This is a genomic window from Methylorubrum sp. POS3 (assembly GCF_043352485.1).
GTDB lineage: Bacteria > Pseudomonadota > Alphaproteobacteria > Rhizobiales > Beijerinckiaceae > Methylobacterium > Methylobacterium suomiense.
Genome location: NZ_JAPRBT010000001.1, coordinates 1,390,155 through 1,407,210 on the forward strand (window position 1 = coordinate 1,390,155; position 17,056 = coordinate 1,407,210).

Sequence of the window (17,056 nt, forward strand, 5' to 3'; positions counted from 1 at the left end):
AGAGGCGGTCGCCAATGCGACGCCGGAAGGGTGGCCGAGTGGTTTAAGGCAGCGGTCTTGAAAACCGCCGTGGGGGCAACTCCACCGTGGGTTCGAATCCCACCCCTTCCGCCACCGGTCCCAGTCTCGGACCGGCACGGTTTACGAGCACGAAACCTTCAGCGGCTGGTGGCTCAGTCGTGGCACGCGGCCGATCATGATGGCGCGCAGGATCCACTCGACAGGACCGTAGGCGAAATCCCGCAGCCACCATTGGCTGACGATCAGTTGCCCAATGAAAATCACGAGGGCCGCCGCCAGTGTCGTCGCTAAGGACAGGCGATCGATGAGATCACCTGTGAAATAAGCGACACAGGATACAACGGATCTATCGGCATCTCTCATGCCCATTCGTGCATCGGCATATGATGGTCTTCGCAATCGCGTAGATAAGTCATAATGCTAGAAAGGATCTTAAATCTAAAATGACGTTTTCACAAATGGATGGGTACCTATACCAGCGAAACAGATACAAATTCCTTAAATTTAATCGAATATGAACTCAGGACGATCTTGGTAATATAACAATATCGATGGTCTGCAGAATTATTTCAAAAGGCTAATTCGGACAATTTATTTGCATGATACACGGCGTAATAAAAAGCCGTTCTAATCCACCATCGAACCCTAAGATGTGTTGCAGAAATTTCCTCACTGCTTGAGCAGGCGTAATCTTGTCTCAAGGGGGTGCAACGGATCACATCCCTGGTACGATCTCCGCTACCATTCAGCGTGAGCCGGTCTCGCGACGATCCGTCTCCAGTTGTTCGAGCAAAGCGGCCAGGCGAGGATCGAGGGCCTCATCGACCACGGGCTCGTACAGGGCTTGGAGATACCGCCCCAGCCGCTCACGGGTTTGGGCGTCGAGCGAGGGCGTCGCGTCGGCGGGGGAGGGGGCGGTCTGTGTTCGCACCTGAACCATGCTGCGTACATTGCTCATCGGCATCATAAGGCAAGCACGTCTTGCTCCGTTCCGTCGTGGCACGGTCCCCGGCCGAATGGATGGGAGCATCGAACCGTGCCGAAAATGTGCATTATCGTGCAGTGAACGCATGCGCTGCGATTCATATCGGCAGAAGGCTGCGCCAGCTGCATGGCCTGTATATGGCATCTGGCATACCAGAATTGTTGGTGCAGTGCGATACTCCGTTCATCAGATTGCTTCACGGAGCCGCCGCCATGATCCTCGCCACCGTCGCCCTGTTCGCCGCCGCTGCCGCCAACGTTCTCCTGGTCACCGTCATCGCCGATCGGTTCGGCTTCGAGGGTCAGGATGCCCGGATCGCGGGCGGCGTGCCGACGGCCGCTTAAAGCGGTTCGACCACGCGCCGTGATGCCGAAGCTGCGTATTCGGTTTCGGCACACGAATTGAGTCGAACCATGCCCCGCAGCCTCCGGCTGTGGGGCATTTTCATGCGCCAGCGCACTTGCATGACAGCCTCGATCGGCACGCTGCCCTGCCCGCAGCGATGACCAGCGCCTTGGAAGGCCCCGATCGTCGATCGACCCGTCAGGCAGGTCCCGGCCGCTCGGCGTTTCGTACCCATCGGCCGTCCGGGGCGCGGCCGTAGAGCAGGAATTCGGCGGTGCCGATATTCACCTCCTCGATGGCCTCGGGCGCGATGCGATCGAGATGCACGAGGAGCGAGCGCAGCGAGTTTCCGTGCGCGACCACCAGCACGGAGCCCCCCTCCGTCAGGCGCGGCACGATCCTACCCTCGAAGAACGGCCAGACCCGCGCGGCGGCCATCGCGAGGCTCTCGCCGCCCGGCGGGACGGCCTCGTAGGATTTTCGCCACGAGCGGACCTGCTCGACGCCGAAGCGATTCCGCGCTTCCGTCTTGTTCAGGCCAGCCAAGGCGCCGTAATCGCGCTCGTTCAGTGCCGCGTCCGTCTCGACCGTCAGGGTCGGCTGGCCAAGCTCACCCAGAAGCAGTGCAAGAGTGTCCTGAGCCCGCCGCAGCCGGCTCGTGAACGCGCGATCGAAATGCAGGCCGCGCTCCCGCAAGGCTCGGCCCGCGGCCCGAGCCTCCTCGATCCCGCGCGGCGTCAGAGTTGGGTCCCGCAGTCCCGAGAACAGATCGCGCGCATTGTCCTCGCTCTGGCCATGGCGCATCAGCACCAGAATCCCCTCGCGCCGCGCTGCGCCGTCCATCCGATCCCCCGTCAGGCGTCTGCTGTCCCGTTCCGCAGGCCTTTGCCCCAAGCGCGGCCGCGCGGCGAGGAGATTTTACGGGTTGCGCCGCCAGCGAAGTGATGTTCCGGGAGGCATCTCCCGTCGTTGTCCGGCCGGATGCCGGTTCGCGCATCCAACGCACGCGCCCGAAGCGTACGTCGCGCCCGTCGGAAAACACGTATCACTCGGTAGGCGAGGCACCGGGCACACAGATCCCAGCCCGATCACAATCGCCCCCCTCCGGCCCGCTGCCGGAGCGTGCCCAGGGCAGCAGGTAACCGGTCCCGTCCGCGGCCCGGCCGCGCTCCGCCGTCACCCCGAAGGCGTGGGCCAGCAAGCCGTCGCTCAAGGCCGCGTCCGGCGGGCCGTCGGCCAGAAGCCTTCCGCCGGACAAGACGACGATCCGGTCGCAGAACCGGGCGGCGAGGGCGAGGTCGTGCAGGACGGCGACGACACCCGTCCCCTCTCGGGATGCGGCGCGCAGGAGCGTCATGGCATCGAGTTGGTGCGCGGGATCGAGCGCCGTAACCGGCTCGTCGGCCAGCAGCCACTCGGCCTCGACTGCCAGCGCGCGGGCGAGCAGCGCGCGCATGCGCTCGCCCGAGGACAGGCTCGTCGCGATTCGCTCTGCGAGATGAGCGATATCGGCTCGCGCCATCGCACGGGTGATCGCCGCCCTGTCGGCCGCGGACGGATCGGCGAAAGCACGGCGATGGGGGATGCGCCCGAGGGCCACGACCTCCCGCACGGATATCGGCCACCCGATCTCGCCCCCCTGGAACAGCACCGCGATGCGGCGCGCGCGCTCGTCGCGGGGGAGGGCGGACAGAGCCCGCCCGTCGAGGGTGACGCCGCCCTGAACCGGGGCGACGAGGGAGGCGAGCGCCCGCAGGAGCGTGGTCTTGCCGGCACCGTTCGGACCGACGAGGCCGGTCAGCATCCCGCGCGTCAGGCTGAGATCGATCCCATCAAGGATCGTGCGGCCATCGAGCCGTATCCCGAGATCCCGGGTGGCGAGGGTCACGCGGCCCTCCCACGGGTCCTCAGGAGAAGGACGATGAGGAACGGCGCGCCGATCAGGGCCGTCACCACGCCGAGCTTCAGTTCGGGGCGGGTGGCGAGCAGGCGCACGCCGATATCCGCCGCCAGCACCAGGATCGCGCCGGCCAGCCCGCTCGGCCAGAGGCTCGCGCCAGGCCGCGCCCCGACCAGGGGGCGCACCAGATGGGGCACCACGAGCCCGACGAAGCCGATCGCGCCGGAGACCGCGACGCCGCTCCCGACCGCGAGCGCCGCCCCGGTGACGAGGCGCAGGCGCATCGAGACGAGGCCGATGCCGAGGCTCGCCGCACTGTCCTCGCCAAGGGTGAGGGCGTCGAGGGCAGGAGCGGTCGAGAGCATCAGGATCCAGCCGATCGCCATCAGCGGCAGGCAGAGGAGAACGTGGTCGGGGCCGCGGTCGGCGAGGGAGCCCATCAGCCAGAACACGATTTCCAGGGCCGCATAGGGATTGGGCGAGAGGTTGAGGGCGAGCGCCGTCAGCGCCCCGGCGAGGCTCGAGAGAGCGATCCCGGCCAGGATCAGTCCCAGCGTACCGCTGCCCCTGGCGGCGAGCGCCCCCAGAAGGGCGGCGGCGAGGGCGGCCCCGGCGACGCCGCCGAGGGGCAGGGCGAGGCTCATGGAAGCGGCGAGCCCGCTATAGAACACCAGCACGGCGCCGAGAGCGGCGGCCGAGGAGATGCCGAGGATGCCCGGATCGGCGAGCGGGTTGCGCAGGTAGCCCTGCATCGCCGCCCCCGTCAGGCCGAGGCTGAAGCCGACGAGCCCGCCGAGCAGGGCGCGCGGGATGCGCAACTCCCACAGCACCAGGGCGGGCAGGGTGGTGCGGCCGGCCGCGAGATCGGCGAGGGCGGCCGGCACGTCGAAGGGCGCGTAGCCGATGGCGACGGAGGCGAGCGTCAGGGCGAGCACGGCCAGCGCGAGGAGCAACATCACGAGGTGCCACCGATGCGGGACCGCGCGACGGGATGGTGGTGTCGTCGCGGATACGGTCATCGCCGGGCGGCCTCGGCGAGCCGCTCAACGACCTCGGCGATCTGGGGTCCGGGGCAGGTCCAGAGCCGGTTCGGGATCGCCACGACGCGGCCGCCGTGGGCGATGGCCCGAAAAACCGGATGGTGCGAGACGGTATCGGCGAGCGAGGGTGCCCCCGGCTCAGCCTCGTCCACCACGACGAGATCGGCACCCGACAGGGCCGCGGCTTCGAGCGGTACCTGCCCGAATCCGTCCCGGCCGATCTCGGCCGCGACGTTGGTAAGACCGGCGGCGCGGATCAGCGCGTCCCCGAGGCTGCCGGGCGCGACCGTGAAGGCGTTGGGCCGCATCACCAAGGTGCGCAACGGCCGGGGGGCCGGTTCGATCGCGGCGAGCCGGGCGTCGAGCGCCGCGATCAGGGCGGAGCCGCGCGCCTCCCGCCCGAGAGCGGCCGCCACGAGGCGGATCTGATCCCGGACCCCGTCGAGATCCGCCGGCACGCGAAGTTCGAGCACCGGGAAGCCCAGGCGCTTGAGCATGCCGACGGTGGTCCGGGTGGTGAAGGCGCCCGCGATGACGAGATCGGGCCTGAGGGCGACGATCTCCTCCGAAAGACCCCGCATCACCGGCAGCCCGGCAGCGGAGGCCGCCACCGTCGAACCGCGCGGATCACCGGCGAGATGGGTCACAGCCGCGATCTGGTCGCGGTCGGCCAGCCGCAGGACCAGTTCGTCCGCGCAGAGATTCATCGACACGACGCGCGCGGGCGCCGCCGCCGTCTCCTGCGGCGGCGGTAGAATGAGGAGCGCGAGGGCTCCGAGGACGCTTCGCAGCGGCATGGCGTGCGGGGATGTCAGAGTCAGAACGAGGTCAGCCGCACGCCGCCATAGACCGCGAGCACCGGTCCGAGAAAGCCGGTCGGGTTCTCGTAGCGCTGATCGAACAGGTTATCGATTCGCCCGAACACACTGACGGCCTCCGACACCTCGTAGCTCGCCGCGAGATTGACGATTGCGAAGCCGGGATTTCGGATTCGCGAGAAGGAGGCGTCGCGGGCTCCATCGACGAAGGATCCGAGCACGATCACCGTGCCGCTCACGGTCAGGCCCGGCATCGGCGTCCAGATCGCCGTCGCGCTGCCCTTATGGCGGGGGCGGCGCAGCAACTCCCGGCCCGCGACCTCGTCCTTCGACACCGTGTTGGTGTAGTCGATCCGGCCCGACAGCGTGTCGGTCAACTGTACCGCGAGGAAGGCCTCCGCCCCGTAAGTCTCGGCGCGGCCGATATTGACGTTGGTGAAGGTGAAATTGACCGGATCGAACGTCCCCTGGATCAGGTTGCGGAAATCGTTGGCGAAGTAGGTCGCCCCCGCGAGGATGCGCGCGCCGAAGGGCTGCTCGAAGCCGGCATCGTAGCCGAAGCTCTCCTCGGGCCGCAGGTTGGGATTGCCCACCTGCCCGAAGGCCGGGACGGTGACGAAGAGCTGGTTCAGGGTCGGCGCCTTGAAGCCGGTACCGACGCTGCCCTTCAGCCGCGTCGCGGTGCCGGGAAGAATGTAGCTCGGCGCCACGCGATAGGTCGTGGCGGGGCCGAACGCGTCGTTCGCGTCGTGGCGCAGATTGGCGACGAGAAACGCGCCGTCGAAGGGCGTCACCTGCACCTCGCCGTAGCCGGCGGTGTTGCCGTTGCGGGCCGTGATGACGCCGTTCGGGTTGTCGGTGACGAGGCGTTCCTCGTCGCGCTGGGCTCCGAACAGCACGAGATTGCCGGGGGAGAGGGCGTAGTCGCCGCGATACTCGGTGCGCAGTCGCTCTCCGAGCGCGTTCGAGTCGGCCGGCGTGGCGAGGGGATTGTAGATGTTCTGGAATTGCCGGTTGAAGAGATTCGAGTAGTTGACGGCGACCACGTTGTGGAACCCCGGCAACGGTGTCCATTCGGCCTCGTTGCGGGTGAAGATCTGCTGGACGTCCGCTTGGTTGCGAAACTCTCCGACGCCGAGTTGGGGGAACGGGCTGTAATCGTCGTTGCTGAACCGCAGCTTCGACTGGATGAACCGGGTGATCGAGTTCACCCGGACCGTGTCCGTGAACTGGTAGCCGAACCGCGCAGAGACGGTCTCGTTATCGTAGAAGTTCGGGTAGATCGGCTTGCCCGGTCGCACGAGGTCGGGCGGCGTCACCGGGGTCGCGGCGGCCCGCAGATGCGAGACCGAGACCGCGTAGTCGAACCCGCTCTCCGCGCCCGCAATTCGGCCGTACTGGTTGAAGGTGCCGAACGAGCCGCCTTCGACCTTGGCGACGATGCGGGCCGGCCCTTCGCCGCGTCGCGTCGTGAAGGAGATCACGCCGCCGATGGCGTCCGAACCGTAGAGACCGCTCTGAGGGCCGCGCAGCACTTCAATGCGCGAAAGGTCCTCGGTCAGGAGTTGGCCGAAATCGAACGAGCCGTTCGGATTCGAGGGATCGGTGGCGTCGATGCCGTCGATCAGCACTTTGGTGTGATTGGGATTCGCGCCGCGGATGAAGACCGAGGTCTGTCCGCCGGGGCCGCCGGTCTGCACGACGTTGAGGCCCGGCACCTGCTGTAGTGCGTCCGGAACGGTGCGGCGCTGCTGCTGTTCCAGTTGCGCCGCGGTCAACACGGTCACGCTCGACCCGACCTGGGCGGTCGGCGTCGGCACGCCGGTGGCCGAGACCGAGATTTCGTCGAGCGTGGCGGCGGCGCCCGCCGGAGCGTCGGCGAAGGGCCGCGCGGTCTGCTGGGCCAGGGCGGAGCCCCATGGGAGGATGGGCAGGGCGCAGGACAGGGCCAGCGCTCCCCAGAGCGCGGATCGGGAGGGATGGGGCACGGTGGAAAGGCCTCGGGCAACGGCAGTGGCACGTCACCGCGAACGAGGCCTCGGCACCCACGTCCCAACGGGATTCGTGGCGCCTCGACACACGCCAGGACACCCCGCCCGACGCGTTTCGCGTGTGACCACGACTGACGGCAGGTCTCCTGGCTCGCGGGTCACGGCCCTCTCACCGTCTTCCCGGGCGAGGCTGCCCAGTGACATGGTGGCGGAAGGCTCGCCGCTTACAGTTGCGGGGGCAGCCGCGGCATCGAGCGGAAGCTCTCACCGCGTTCCCTTTTGATCCCCGAGGGGAACCGTCACGCTATCGGTATTGGACGCAATCGCACGGAGTCAATCACGGTCGATCCGGGGCGCCACGAAGACGGCCACTGTACCATACCGGACACAGCGGCCCGATCGGCTCACCTGTTCACTCGGCCTTGGGCCGCGCGGGCCTAACCGCCCTGCAGGGTTTCGGCGAAATCGTCGGGTACCTCGCCGAACGCCTCCAGAATCACCACGCTCTCCAGCTCGCCGGTCTCGTCGTCGGCCACGATCCGCAGCGCAGCCGCTCCGGGGAGACGGCCGGCCACCGCCTGCGCCTTTTTCAAGGCGCCGCTCTCGGTGCCGACGACCTCCTTCGTGCCGGGCACCAATCGCTTCCGTTTCACTTCGAACGACTGGACGACATAGGTGGTCTTCATGGCCATGGTCGGCTCTCTCGCAATTTCGGGCACCCCGCGGCGACGGGGCGACGCCGTTCGGGGACCTCGCGTGCTCCGCTCTCCCACGGGCGGGCGACGAAAGCGATGGCCGCGACGGCGCCGCGAAGGAGCGCTATGTGACGCGGGTGCTGGCATTCGCGCGGTCGGGGCGGCCCCGTGTTCAACTTCAGATTCGAGCGGATGCGCAACAGCCTGCTGGCGCGGCTCGTCGCCCTCTGGATCGCGCTGCTCGCTTCGGCGGCGGCGACCGCCTACCTCCTGTTCGGCCTCTACACGCAATCGACCGCGGTTCAGATCTCCCAGGCCGAGATCGCCGTCGGGCGGGCCTGCCGCGAGATCATCGACCGCTACACGGTCTTCATCCGCAAGGGGGAGGCGGTTCCGGGAAGCGAGGATCTCGTCGGGATCGTGTCCCGGGCGCTCGGCGCCTCGCCCGGAATCGAGGGCGGCATCTGGAGCAGCGCAGCGGGCTCGATCGCCTACGCCTTTCCGAGCTACGAGGGCTCGGGCCCCAAGACCGATTTGCCGGAGGCGGAGCGCGGAGCGATCTCCGCCGTCAACGCCGAATCGCTGCATCTCGGCCGCTCGGTCGTGAATCAGCGGCTGAGCCGCACCCAGGCCCTGCTCGTTCAAGCCTGCCCGCTGCCCGGGCGCGAGGCGGGCCTGACCGCCTGGACGATGACGCGCGCCCACGTCAACGACGGGCCCGCCTATACCCGCTTCCTCGCCGCCCTCGGCTTCCTGAGCGTCGCGGTCATCGGCGCGGCCGCCTTCCTGGGGCGCTTCCTCTACGGGTATTCCCGCCGTATCGCCCGGCTCGAGGCGGCCCTCGCGGCACCGAGGCGCGAAGATGCCGATCTCGCGCATCTCGAGCGCACCGGCGAGCGCGAACTCGACCGCTTGGTCGATGCCCTCAACGCCGCCGGTCTGCGCCTGCGGGAGGCGCGCGAGCAGGCGGTCGCCGCCGAGCGCTTCGCCGTCCTCGGGCGCCTGAGCGCCGACATCGCCCACGAGATCCGCAACCCCATCGCCGCCATGCGGCTGAAGGCCGAGAATGCCCTGGCGACCGGCGATCCGCAGCGAGCGGAAATCGCCCTGCGCGCGATCCTCGGCCAGATCGGGCGAGTCGATGCCCTGGTGCGCGATCTGCTCCATCTCACCCAACCCCGCACGCTGTTGCGCGAGCCGACCGACCTGCGCCGCCTGCTGTCCGAGACCGCGCAGCTCCACGAGGATCAAGCGAGGGGCTGCGGCCTCCGCATCGTGGTCGAGACCGACGGCCTTCCCGGCGCGGAGCATCCGCATATCGACCGCCCCCAGGTCCAGCGGGGCCTCGACAACCTCCTTCTCAACGCGCTCCGGCACGGTCCCCCCGGCAGTGTGGTGACGCTCACCGGCCGTCGTATCCTCCGTGAGGGGGCCGCCCGCCTGCATCTCCTCGTGTCGGATCAGGGTCCCGGCGTCGATCCGGCCCTCCGCCCGCAGATCTTCGAACCCTTCGTCACGGGGCGTTCGGACGGGACCGGCCTCGGTCTCGCGATCGTGAGCAAGGTCGCCCTCGCGCATCGCGGCGAAGCCCGGCTCCTTGAATCGGAGCGCGCGACCACGTTCCTCCTGGATCTGCCATGGCAACCGTCCTGATCGTCGATGACGACGACGCCCTCCGCGAGGGGCTTGCCGAGACCGTCTCCGATCTCGGTCACACCCCCGTGCCGGCCCGCTCCGGCCGCGAGGCGGTGGCGCGGCTCGCGGATCGGGGCATCGCCGCGATCTTCCTCGACCTGCGCATGCCGGGCGATCTCGACGGGATCGCCACGCTGGCGCAGATCCGCGCGCTGCCCGATCCGCCGCCGGTCACCGTGCTGACCGCCTATGCCAGCCCGGCCAACACGATCGAGGCGATGCGGCTCGGTGCGCACGATCACCTCACCAAGCCGATCGGCCGCGCCGATCTCGCGGCAGCCCTCGATGCCATGCTGGTCTGCACTCGCACCGAACCCGAACAGGCCGGTGTGCCGGAGGCGGGCGGGGGGCTGATCGGCTCGAGCGAGGCGATGCGGCGCGTCCAGAAGGCGATCGGGCTCGTGGCCGACAGCGCCGCCACCATCCTGATCCAGGGCGAGACCGGCACCGGCAAGGAGGAGGTCGCCCGCGCCCTCCACGCCTTTTCCGGCCGCCGCGATCGCCCGTTCGTGCCGGTCAATTGCGCCGCCACTCCGGCCGAGCTGCTGGAGAGCGAGTTGTTCGGCCATGTTCGCGGCGCAGTGGGCGGGGCGACGGCGGACCGGGCCGGGGCCTTCCACCTCGCCGAAGGCGGCACGCTGTTCCTGGACGAGATCGGCGACATGTCCCCGGTGATGCAGGCGAAGATCCTGCGGGTGATCCAGGACCGTCTCGTCACGCCCGTCGGCGGGCGTCCGGGACGGGTCGATGTCCGTCTCGTCGCCGCCACCCATCGCGATCTGCAGGCGATGGTGATCGAGGGAGGCTTTCGCGCCGACCTCTATTATCGCCTCAACGTCGTCCCGATCGCCCTGCCGCCCCTACGTGAACGGCGGGACGACATCGTTCCGCTGGCCGAACATTTCCTGGCGGCCTCGGGCAAGCGCCTCGGCCCATCGGCCGCCGATCGTCTGCTGGCCCATCGCTGGCCGGGCAACGTGCGCGAGCTGCGCAACGTCGTCGAGCGGGCGGCAGTGATGGTGCGGGGACGATTGATCGAGGCCGCCGATCTCCACCTTCCCGAGCACCTGCCTCCCACCGACGGCGATGCGTCTGCGGAAGATAATCTCGACCTGCCCGGTGCCGTGGCGCGGCTCGAACGGGCGATGATCGCCGCCGCGCTCCAGGCGGCGGACGGCAACCGGACCAAGGCCGCGCGTCGCCTCGGAATCCAGCGCCAGCTCCTCTACGCCAAGCTGGAGCGTTACGGCCTCGCCGGGACGACGGACGGCGAGGTGTCGCCGGATACGACGACGGATGTCGGGAAAGACGACGATTCCGGCGCTGCGGGCACGTCGTAAGCGCCTGCCCGATAAAACATTCGTGTGTGGTGCCGTAGGGCCTCGCACGGGCCGGAACTGCGCCCTGCCTCATGCGTCGAGCCCGTCGCATGGGCCCCGCTTGACGGCCCCTGAACGGTGGGACGCGTCCAGTGATGAAGCGGAGCGGCGGCGTGACGGCGGCGCGGGCACGGCGATGAGTGCGCATGGCGTCTTCGCCTTCGCCCATATCGGCGATCTGCATCTGGAAGAGCCTCAAGATCAGAACGCCGTCGATTTGAGCCGCTGCCTCGCCGAGGTAGCCGGTCTGCACGCGCGAGGCCTTCTCGACTTCGCCTATCTGCCGGGGGATCTCGCGGAACACGGCACAGCCGCGCAATACGCGATCTTGGAGCGGGCATTGGATGCCCATCCCGACCTTCCGGTTCGCCTCATCGCGGGCGATCATGATCGCCAGCTCGGCTCGATGCAGGATTTCGAGGCGTTCTTTTCCCGGGCGGCCAAGAGCCCGCGCGGCGGCGGACACGAAACGGTCAGCAACCATCTGCCGCGCCCGCGGGAACGCAGCGCGGCCGTGCAACACTACTACGCCGAGACCATCGGCGGCGTCCGTTGCCTGTTCCTCGACATGATCAGCGCCGGCTACGGTGAGGAGGGCTTCGGGCTCGACTTCCGGCTCGGCCCCGACCAGCGATCGTGGCTGGCGGCGCAATTGGCGAAGGCCGACGCCGACGGTCTGCCCTGCGCGATCTTCACCCATACCTACCCGGACGATCTCCGGGAGCCGGCCGAGCGCGCGGAACTGTGCGGCCTCATCCGCGGCCATGGCGTGCGCCTCGTCGAGATGGGCCACACCCACTACAACGAACTCGCCTCGGATGGCCGGACGCTCTACGCCTCCGCTCGCTCGGTCGGTCAGAACGAGGACGGCTCGGTCGGCTACGCGGTCGCGGCGATCGACGGCGACGTGGTCAGCTGGCGCTTCAAGCCTCTCGACCAAGCTTTGCCTTTCGTCATGATCACGAGCCCCGCCGACCGCCGCCTCGCGACGCGGCCGCTGCCGGACGGGCGTGTCGACGTGCGCGCCCTGGTTCTGTCGCACGAACCCCAGAGCGCGTGGCGTTGCCAAGTCCGGGTCGATGACGGCCCCGCGCAGTCGATGGTGCCGGTCGGGCCGCGCATGGTCCATGCCTTGATCGAGTGGCCGCAGGGCGCCCGGCGCCTGTCGGTCGAGGTCGCGGACGGCACCGTGAATCCCCGCAAGAACGGCGCGCTGCGGAAAGATACCGACGTGATCGAGCCGGTCGGGCGGTCCTTCGTGCCGCCGCTTGCGCCGGAGCGTCCCGGCAGCGATGCGTTCCGGATCCAGGCTTGGCCGGAGAAGGGGATTCGCGGCGATCAGCTCGGGCCCAACCGCCGCGGCCGGCACTGGTAGCAACGCTTTTCATCCTCGCTGATTTTCAAGGACGACCCCGGCCATGGGCGCACTTTCCCTGACCCCCCATCTCGCGACCTGGGGCATCGCCGCGCTCGCGACGCTCGGGGTCATCCTGCGACCGTTTTCCTGGCCCGAGGCGATCTGGGCGGTGCTGGGCGCCGGCGCCCTCGTCGCGCTCGGTCTCCTGGCACCCGGCACCGCCCTGGAGGGCGTGCTCAAGGGAACGGATGTCTACCTGTTCCTGGTGGGCATGATGCTTCTCTCCGAGATCGCCCGGAAGGAAGGCCTGTTCGACTGGCTCGCCTCCCACGCGGTGCGGGCGGCCAAGGGTTCGGCGACGCGACTGTTCCTGCTCATCTACGTCGTCGGCACGGTGGTGACGGTGTTCCTGTCGAACGACGCCTGCGCCGTCGTGCTGACGCCGGCCGTCTTCGCGGCGACGAAGGCGGCCGGCGTCAAGCAGCCGCTCCCCTACCTGTTCATCTGCGCCTTCATCGCCAACGCGGCGAGCTTCGTCCTGCCGATCTCGAACCCGGCCAACCTCGTCGTCTTCGCCGAGCACATGCCGCCCCTCGGACGTTGGCTCGCCACCTTCACGCTTCCCTCGGTGCTCGCGATCGTGACGACCTACGCCGTCCTGCGCCTCACCCAGAACGCGCAGCTGAAGGCGGAGACGGTGGCGAAAGATGTCGAGACCCCGGCGCTGAGCTTCGGCGGCAAGGTCGCGGGCGCCGGCATCGTCGCCACCGGCGCGGCGCTCATCGCCGCCTCGGCCGCGGGGATCGAGCTCGGCCTGCCGACCTTCATCGCGGGCTTTGCGACCACGGTGGCCGTCATCCTGATCAACCGGGGCGGCGCGGTCGAGGTGGCGCGTGACGTGTCGTGGAGCGTGCTGCCCCTGGTGGCCGGGCTGTTCGTGCTGGTCGAGGCGCTGGAGAAGACCGGCGTCCTGCAGATGCTCGCGGACCTCCTCAAGCGTACCGCCGACGGCGACCCGGCGCTCGCCGCCTGGGCCGGCGGCGCCATCGTCGCGTTCGGGTCGAACCTCGTGAACAACCTGCCCGCGGGCCTGCTGGCGGGCGCGGCGGTGCAGGCCGCGCACGTGCCGGAGAAGGTCGCGGGTGCGATCCTCATCGGCGTCGATCTCGGTCCGAACCTGTCGGTCACCGGCTCGCTCGCCACCATCCTGTGGCTCACCGCGATCCGGCGCGAGGGTCAGGACGTCTCGGCCCTCGCCTTCCTCAAGCTCGGGTTCCTGGTGATGCCGCCGGCCCTGATCCTGGCGCTCGGCGCCCTTCTCTTGGTCTGATCGGAGACGCCCGCCCGTGAACGCCGCCCTGCTCTATCCCTTCATCATCGTGGCCGGCGCTCTCCAGGCGCTCGGCAATTCCATGAACGCGCAGCTGCGCGGGCATCTCGTCAACCCGTTCCTGGCAGCCTCGGTCTCGTTCCTGCCGATCGTCTTCGTCTTCGCGACGCTGTTCCTCGTGATGCCGATGCCGCTCCCGACCGCGGAGAACCTCGCTTCGATGCCCTGGTACGCGCCGCTCGGCGGCGTCGCCGGAGCGGTCGCGGTGTTCGGCGGCCTTGCCTTCGTCGACAAGGTCGGCGCCGGCCCGTTCAACGGTCTGACGCTGACGGCGAACATCCTGACCTCGCTGGCGCTCGACGCCTTCGGCCTGTTCGGCCTGCAGGGCGGCGGCTTCAAGCTGATGCCCTGGATCGGCGGCCTGCTGATGGCGGTGGGCGTCACCTTCATCGCCCGTGTCACCCCCGACAAGGGAGATTCGGGGGGCGGGGCGAAGGATTCCGGCCACGGCCTCAACCCGCGGCTGCTCTATCCCTTCATCGTCGTGGCGGGCGCGCTCCAGGCCATCGGCGTGGTCTGGAACGCGCAGCTGCGCGGAGCCCTGATCAACCCCTGGCTCGCCGCCACGGTCTCGTTCCTGCCCGTGGTCTTCGTGTTCGTGCTCGTGTTCCTGCTGCGCCCCAAGCCCCTGCCGCAGCGCTCGGACATCGAGGGCGTGCGCTGGTGGATGCCGCTGGCGGGCCTCACCGGGGCGGTCGCGGTGTTCGCCGGCCTCCTCTTCGTCGACAAGGTCGGCGCGGGCGCCTTCAACGGCCTGCTGATCACGGCGAACCTCCTCACCTCGGTGGCGCTCGATCATTTCGGCTGGCTCGGCATGAAGCAGGTACGGGCCGGCCCGTCGCGCCTGGGCGGTGCCGCCCTCATGGTAGCCGGCATCGTCCTGATCTCCCTGGCCTGACCGCGCGGGGACGATGCGGGTCGAACTGTCCTGGTTGCTGCGCAAGGAGGCGCTCGTCGTCGCGGCCTTCGCCGTTTTGGCGGCGGGCGCGGCCGCCGCGTGGTACCTGCTCCAGGCCAGCGTGCTGACCATCGCGGTGGCTCCCCGCGACGGGACCGAGCCGGACCTGATCAAGGCCTATGCCGATGCCCTCGACACCGCGGGGGAGGGCGTCCGCCTCAGGATCCTCTCCTTCGACGATGTGCGCGAGAGCGCCGCCGCGTTGCAGGACGGGCGCGCCGATCTCGCGGTGGTCCGACCTGACGTCCTCCTGCCGACCAACGGCCTCACCCTGGCGATCCTGCGGGATCAGGCGATGATCATCGCCTCCCCGGATCAGGCGCCGATCAAGAGCTTCCCGAGACTCGCCGGCAAGCGTCTGGGCATCGCGGCCCACCGGGACGCGGATTTTACGCTCCTCAAGAATCTGCTCGGCTATTACGGCCTGATCCTGTCGACGGATGCGGGCGGCCCGAGCCACGACCGCGCGGTGCACCTCGTGCGGATCGATCAGGACGCGGTGGCGGCGAGCTTCCGCGAGAAGCGGATCGACGCCTTCGTCAGCATCATCGCCCCTTCCGCCCCGAAAGCCCTCGCCATGATCGGGGCGGTCCGGTCCGCCGCCCGCGCCGGTCGGGTCGAGTTCGTCGCGGTGGAGGATGACGGCGCCGTGATCGAGCGCTTCCCACGCCTCCAATCGGTGACGGTGCCAGGCGGCCTGTTCGGCGGCGATCCGAAGCTGCCGAGCGACGATGTGAAAACGGTGGGCGCTTCCTACCGGCTGATGGCGCGCGCGACGCTCAGCCGGGCGCTCGCCGCCGACGTGACCCAACAGCTGTTCGAGAAGCGCACGGCGGCGGCGGAGAAGACGGATGCCGCCGAATACGTCCAGGCACCGTCCTACGACACCACGGCGGCGGCGACGAGCGCGCGCATCCCGATCCATCCCGGGGCGATCGATTATTTCGAGCGCGAACAGCACGGCTTCGTCGAGCGCTACGGCGACACCCTGTACCTGCTCGGCGCCATCGCCGGCGGTCTGGTTTCGGTCCTGGCTTGGATCCGCCAACGCCTCGCCGCCCTGCGGCGGGAGCGGATCGACGAGATCATGGACCGTCTGCTCGACCTGATCGGGCAGGCCCGTGCGGCGAGTCATGTGAGCAATCTCGATGCCCTGACCGCCGAGGTCGACAGCCTCGCCGCCGACGCCGTCCGCTACGCCCGCGAGCGGGATCCCGACGCGCGGACGATGTCGGCGCTCTCTATCGCCATCGAGACGGCGCGAGCGACGCTGTCGGACCGACGTCGACGGGTCTGCGGTCCGTGAACGTCCCGATGGACCGGCCGATGACCGGCACCAATCCAACCCCGATTTTCTTCCAACGGCCTGGGAGCGTCGCTCCCGCCGATTTCCTGCGAGAGGCTCCGATCCGATGACGAATTGCCTTGCGGAACCTCTCGAGGGGCGCGGAGCCGATCCGGCGGACCCATTCCTGACAATCCTCACGCAGGCGGCGGGGAATGCCTCGGGGCCGGAATGGGCGGGCTGCGCCGCCGCCGACATTCCAGCCCACCTCACCGCACCCTTGCGGGATTATTTCGCACCGGCACAACCCGACCTCATCCCGGAACGCCTGTCCGCGCTGTTGGGTCTCTTCGCGGTCCGGGCGGGGCAGCGCATCGATACGAACGTCCGCGACGCCCTCGTCGAATGTGTGCCGGCCCTGCGGGTGTTCGCCCTGTCGCTCTGCGGGAATGCGGCGCGGGCGGAGGATCTGGTTCAGGAGGCGCTGGTGCGCGCTTGGGCGAACCGCGAGCGGTTCGTGCCGGGCACCAATTTCTCCGCCTGGATCTTCACGATTCTGCGCAATCATTTCTACAGCGAGTGCCGCCGCAAGCGGCGCGAGGTCGAGGATGCGGAAGGCCATCACGCCGCCTCGCTGACGACGCCGGCCGGGCAAGAGCACACCGTGGCGCTCGGCTCCGTCATGGACCTGATCCACATGCTGCCCGCATCGCAGCGGCAAGCCCTCCTCCTCGTCGGGGCCGAGGGCTTCACCTACGAGGAAGCGGCGGCCCGCCTCGAATGCCGCGTCGGCACGGTGAAGAGCCGGGTCAGCCGCGCGCGCAGCTTCCTGGCCGAGAGGCTGGGACGCGGGACCGCGGAGTTGGCCGAAGCGGAGATGTGATCAGACCGCCGCACACTGAAAACGGCACTACGCTCAGCTCCCCTCCCACACGCACGAACAACGACGCCCGGCCGGATCGAGAGCGGCCCGCCGGGTCGGGCGCGCACCGTCCGTCCCGATCGCCCGCAAACAGAAACGCCCCCGGTCGCGGATGCGGCCGGAGGCGTTTCGCGAATCCGACGGCGCCTTCCGGATCACCGGAAGGCGCATGCGGCGCTTAGTTGTTCGGCAGGGCGAAGACGGTGAGCTGGCCGCCGAGGTTGGTGTAGCTCGACAGGGCCGCGTAGCCGCCCACCGCGCCGAGGCCGGCGTTC

16 protein-coding genes, 1 tRNA gene and 1 riboswitch are annotated in these 17,056 nt (G+C 69.0%); of the genes, 9 read left to right on the top strand and 8 right to left on the bottom strand.

Annotation, left to right across the window (positions count from 1 at the left end; genetic code table 11):
* Positions 1-24: 24 nt before the first annotated feature.
* Positions 25-114, top strand: a tRNA-Ser gene (locus OWC43_RS06575).
* A 27-nt stretch (positions 115-141) separates the two neighbouring features.
* Here OWC43_RS06575 and OWC43_RS06580 read toward each other — a convergent pair.
* Entirely contained in the window at positions 142-384 is a 243-nt protein-coding gene (locus OWC43_RS06580; RefSeq protein WP_393956111.1) for a DUF418 domain-containing protein, read from the bottom strand.
* Between the two features lie 382 nt (positions 385-766).
* Entirely contained in the window at positions 767-979 is a 213-nt protein-coding gene (locus tag OWC43_RS06585; protein ID WP_137829789.1) for a hypothetical protein, read from the bottom strand.
* A 239-nt stretch (positions 980-1,218) separates the two neighbouring features.
* Between OWC43_RS06585 and OWC43_RS06590 the strand changes: the two genes are divergently transcribed.
* On the top strand, positions 1,219-1,350 hold the full coding sequence (locus OWC43_RS06590) for a hypothetical protein (RefSeq protein WP_393956112.1): 132 nt from the start codon (positions 1,219-1,221) through the stop codon (positions 1,348-1,350).
* A gap of 199 nt (positions 1,351-1,549) precedes the next feature.
* On the opposite strand, the gene OWC43_RS06595 is transcribed toward OWC43_RS06590, so the two are convergent.
* The 6 genes from OWC43_RS06595 to OWC43_RS06620 form a co-directional block, all read right to left on the bottom strand.
* Positions 1,550-2,194: a 2,3-bisphosphoglycerate-dependent phosphoglycerate mutase gene (locus OWC43_RS06595; protein WP_393956113.1), complete on the bottom strand. Its 645-nt coding sequence runs from the start codon at positions 2,192-2,194 to the stop codon at positions 1,550-1,552.
* A 202-nt stretch (positions 2,195-2,396) separates the two neighbouring features.
* Positions 2,397-3,239 carry an ABC transporter ATP-binding protein gene (locus OWC43_RS06600; protein WP_393956114.1) on the bottom strand — a complete coding sequence of 281 codons (843 nt, stop codon included), beginning with the start codon at positions 3,237-3,239 and terminating at the stop codon, positions 2,397-2,399.
* The gene (locus OWC43_RS06605) at positions 3,236-4,207 is read right to left on the bottom strand and encodes a FecCD family ABC transporter permease (RefSeq protein WP_393958506.1); all 972 of its coding nucleotides are present in this window, start codon (positions 4,205-4,207) and stop codon (positions 3,236-3,238) included. The genes OWC43_RS06600 and OWC43_RS06605 overlap by 4 nt, the downstream gene beginning before the upstream one ends.
* Positions 4,208-4,266: 59 nt before the next feature.
* Positions 4,267-5,088, bottom strand: coding sequence for an ABC transporter substrate-binding protein (locus OWC43_RS06610; RefSeq protein ID WP_393956115.1), 822 nt, complete (start codon positions 5,086-5,088; stop codon positions 4,267-4,269).
* Positions 5,089-5,108: 20 nt separating this feature from the next.
* A complete protein-coding gene (locus OWC43_RS06615) occupies positions 5,109-7,097 on the bottom strand; it encodes a TonB-dependent receptor plug domain-containing protein (protein WP_393956116.1) in 1,989 nt (662 codons plus the stop codon).
* A gap of 121 nt (positions 7,098-7,218) precedes the next feature.
* Positions 7,219-7,416: riboswitch (cobalamin riboswitch) on the bottom strand.
* A 121-nt stretch (positions 7,417-7,537) separates the two neighbouring features.
* The gene (locus OWC43_RS06620) at positions 7,538-7,792 is read right to left on the bottom strand and encodes a hypothetical protein (RefSeq protein WP_393956117.1); all 255 of its coding nucleotides are present in this window, start codon (positions 7,790-7,792) and stop codon (positions 7,538-7,540) included.
* Between the two features lie 171 nt (positions 7,793-7,963).
* Between OWC43_RS06620 and OWC43_RS06625 the strand changes: the two genes are divergently transcribed.
* The 7 genes from OWC43_RS06625 (at position 7,964) to OWC43_RS06655 (ending at position 16,742) form a co-directional block, all read left to right on the top strand.
* Positions 7,964-9,448: a sensor histidine kinase gene (locus OWC43_RS06625; protein ID WP_393956118.1), complete on the top strand. Its 1,485-nt coding sequence runs from the start codon at positions 7,964-7,966 to the stop codon at positions 9,446-9,448.
* A complete protein-coding gene (locus OWC43_RS06630; protein ID WP_393956119.1) occupies positions 9,433-10,830 on the top strand; it encodes a sigma-54-dependent transcriptional regulator in 1,398 nt (465 codons plus the stop codon). The genes OWC43_RS06625 and OWC43_RS06630 overlap by 16 nt, the downstream gene beginning before the upstream one ends.
* Before the next feature lie 175 nt (positions 10,831-11,005).
* Positions 11,006-12,244: a metallophosphoesterase family protein gene (locus OWC43_RS06635; protein WP_393956120.1), complete on the top strand. Its 1,239-nt coding sequence runs from the start codon at positions 11,006-11,008 to the stop codon at positions 12,242-12,244.
* A 43-nt stretch (positions 12,245-12,287) separates the two neighbouring features.
* Positions 12,288-13,556, top strand: a complete 1,269-nt coding sequence (locus OWC43_RS06640; RefSeq protein WP_137829780.1) for an arsenic transporter — start codon at positions 12,288-12,290, stop codon at positions 13,554-13,556.
* 16 nt (positions 13,557-13,572) lie between these two features.
* Positions 13,573-14,514 (top strand): DMT family transporter, encoded by a 942-nt coding sequence (locus OWC43_RS06645; protein WP_137829779.1) that lies wholly within the window; start codon positions 13,573-13,575, stop codon positions 14,512-14,514.
* A gap of 13 nt (positions 14,515-14,527) precedes the next feature.
* Positions 14,528-15,880 (top strand): TAXI family TRAP transporter solute-binding subunit, encoded by a 1,353-nt coding sequence (locus OWC43_RS06650; protein ID WP_137829778.1) that lies wholly within the window; start codon positions 14,528-14,530, stop codon positions 15,878-15,880.
* Positions 15,881-16,046: 166 nt separating this feature from the next.
* The gene (locus tag OWC43_RS06655; protein WP_373324537.1) at positions 16,047-16,742 is read left to right on the top strand and encodes a sigma-70 family RNA polymerase sigma factor; all 696 of its coding nucleotides are present in this window, start codon (positions 16,047-16,049) and stop codon (positions 16,740-16,742) included.
* The last annotated feature ends 314 nt before the right edge of the window (positions 16,743-17,056 follow it).

Excerpts from the sequence above, each read along its gene's own strand:
- OWC43_RS06610 (WP_393956115.1), bottom strand. The coding sequence starts at position 5,088 with ATGCCGCTGCGAAGCGTCCTCGGAGCCCTCGCGCTCCTCATTCTACCG.
- OWC43_RS06605 (WP_393958506.1), bottom strand. The coding sequence starts at position 4,207 with ATGTTGCTCCTCGCGCTGGCCGTGCTCGCCCTGACGCTCGCCTCCGTC.
- OWC43_RS06640 (WP_137829780.1), top strand. The coding sequence starts at position 12,288 with ATGGGCGCACTTTCCCTGACCCCCCATCTCGCGACCTGGGGCATCGCC.
- OWC43_RS06650 (WP_137829778.1), top strand. The coding sequence starts at position 14,528 with ATGCGGGTCGAACTGTCCTGGTTGCTGCGCAAGGAGGCGCTCGTCGTC.
- OWC43_RS06595 (WP_393956113.1), bottom strand. The coding sequence starts at position 2,194 with ATGGACGGCGCAGCGCGGCGCGAGGGGATTCTGGTGCTGATGCGCCAT.
- OWC43_RS06635 (WP_393956120.1), top strand. The coding sequence starts at position 11,006 with ATGAGTGCGCATGGCGTCTTCGCCTTCGCCCATATCGGCGATCTGCAT.
- OWC43_RS06585 (WP_137829789.1), bottom strand. The coding sequence starts at position 979 with ATGAGCAATGTACGCAGCATGGTTCAGGTGCGAACACAGACCGCCCCC.
- OWC43_RS06630 (WP_393956119.1), top strand. The coding sequence starts at position 9,433 with ATGGCAACCGTCCTGATCGTCGATGACGACGACGCCCTCCGCGAGGGG.
- OWC43_RS06620 (WP_393956117.1), bottom strand. The coding sequence starts at position 7,792 with ATGGCCATGAAGACCACCTATGTCGTCCAGTCGTTCGAAGTGAAACGG.
- OWC43_RS06590 (WP_393956112.1), top strand. The coding sequence starts at position 1,219 with ATGATCCTCGCCACCGTCGCCCTGTTCGCCGCCGCTGCCGCCAACGTT.
- OWC43_RS06580 (WP_393956111.1), bottom strand. The coding sequence starts at position 384 with ATGAGAGATGCCGATAGATCCGTTGTATCCTGTGTCGCTTATTTCACA.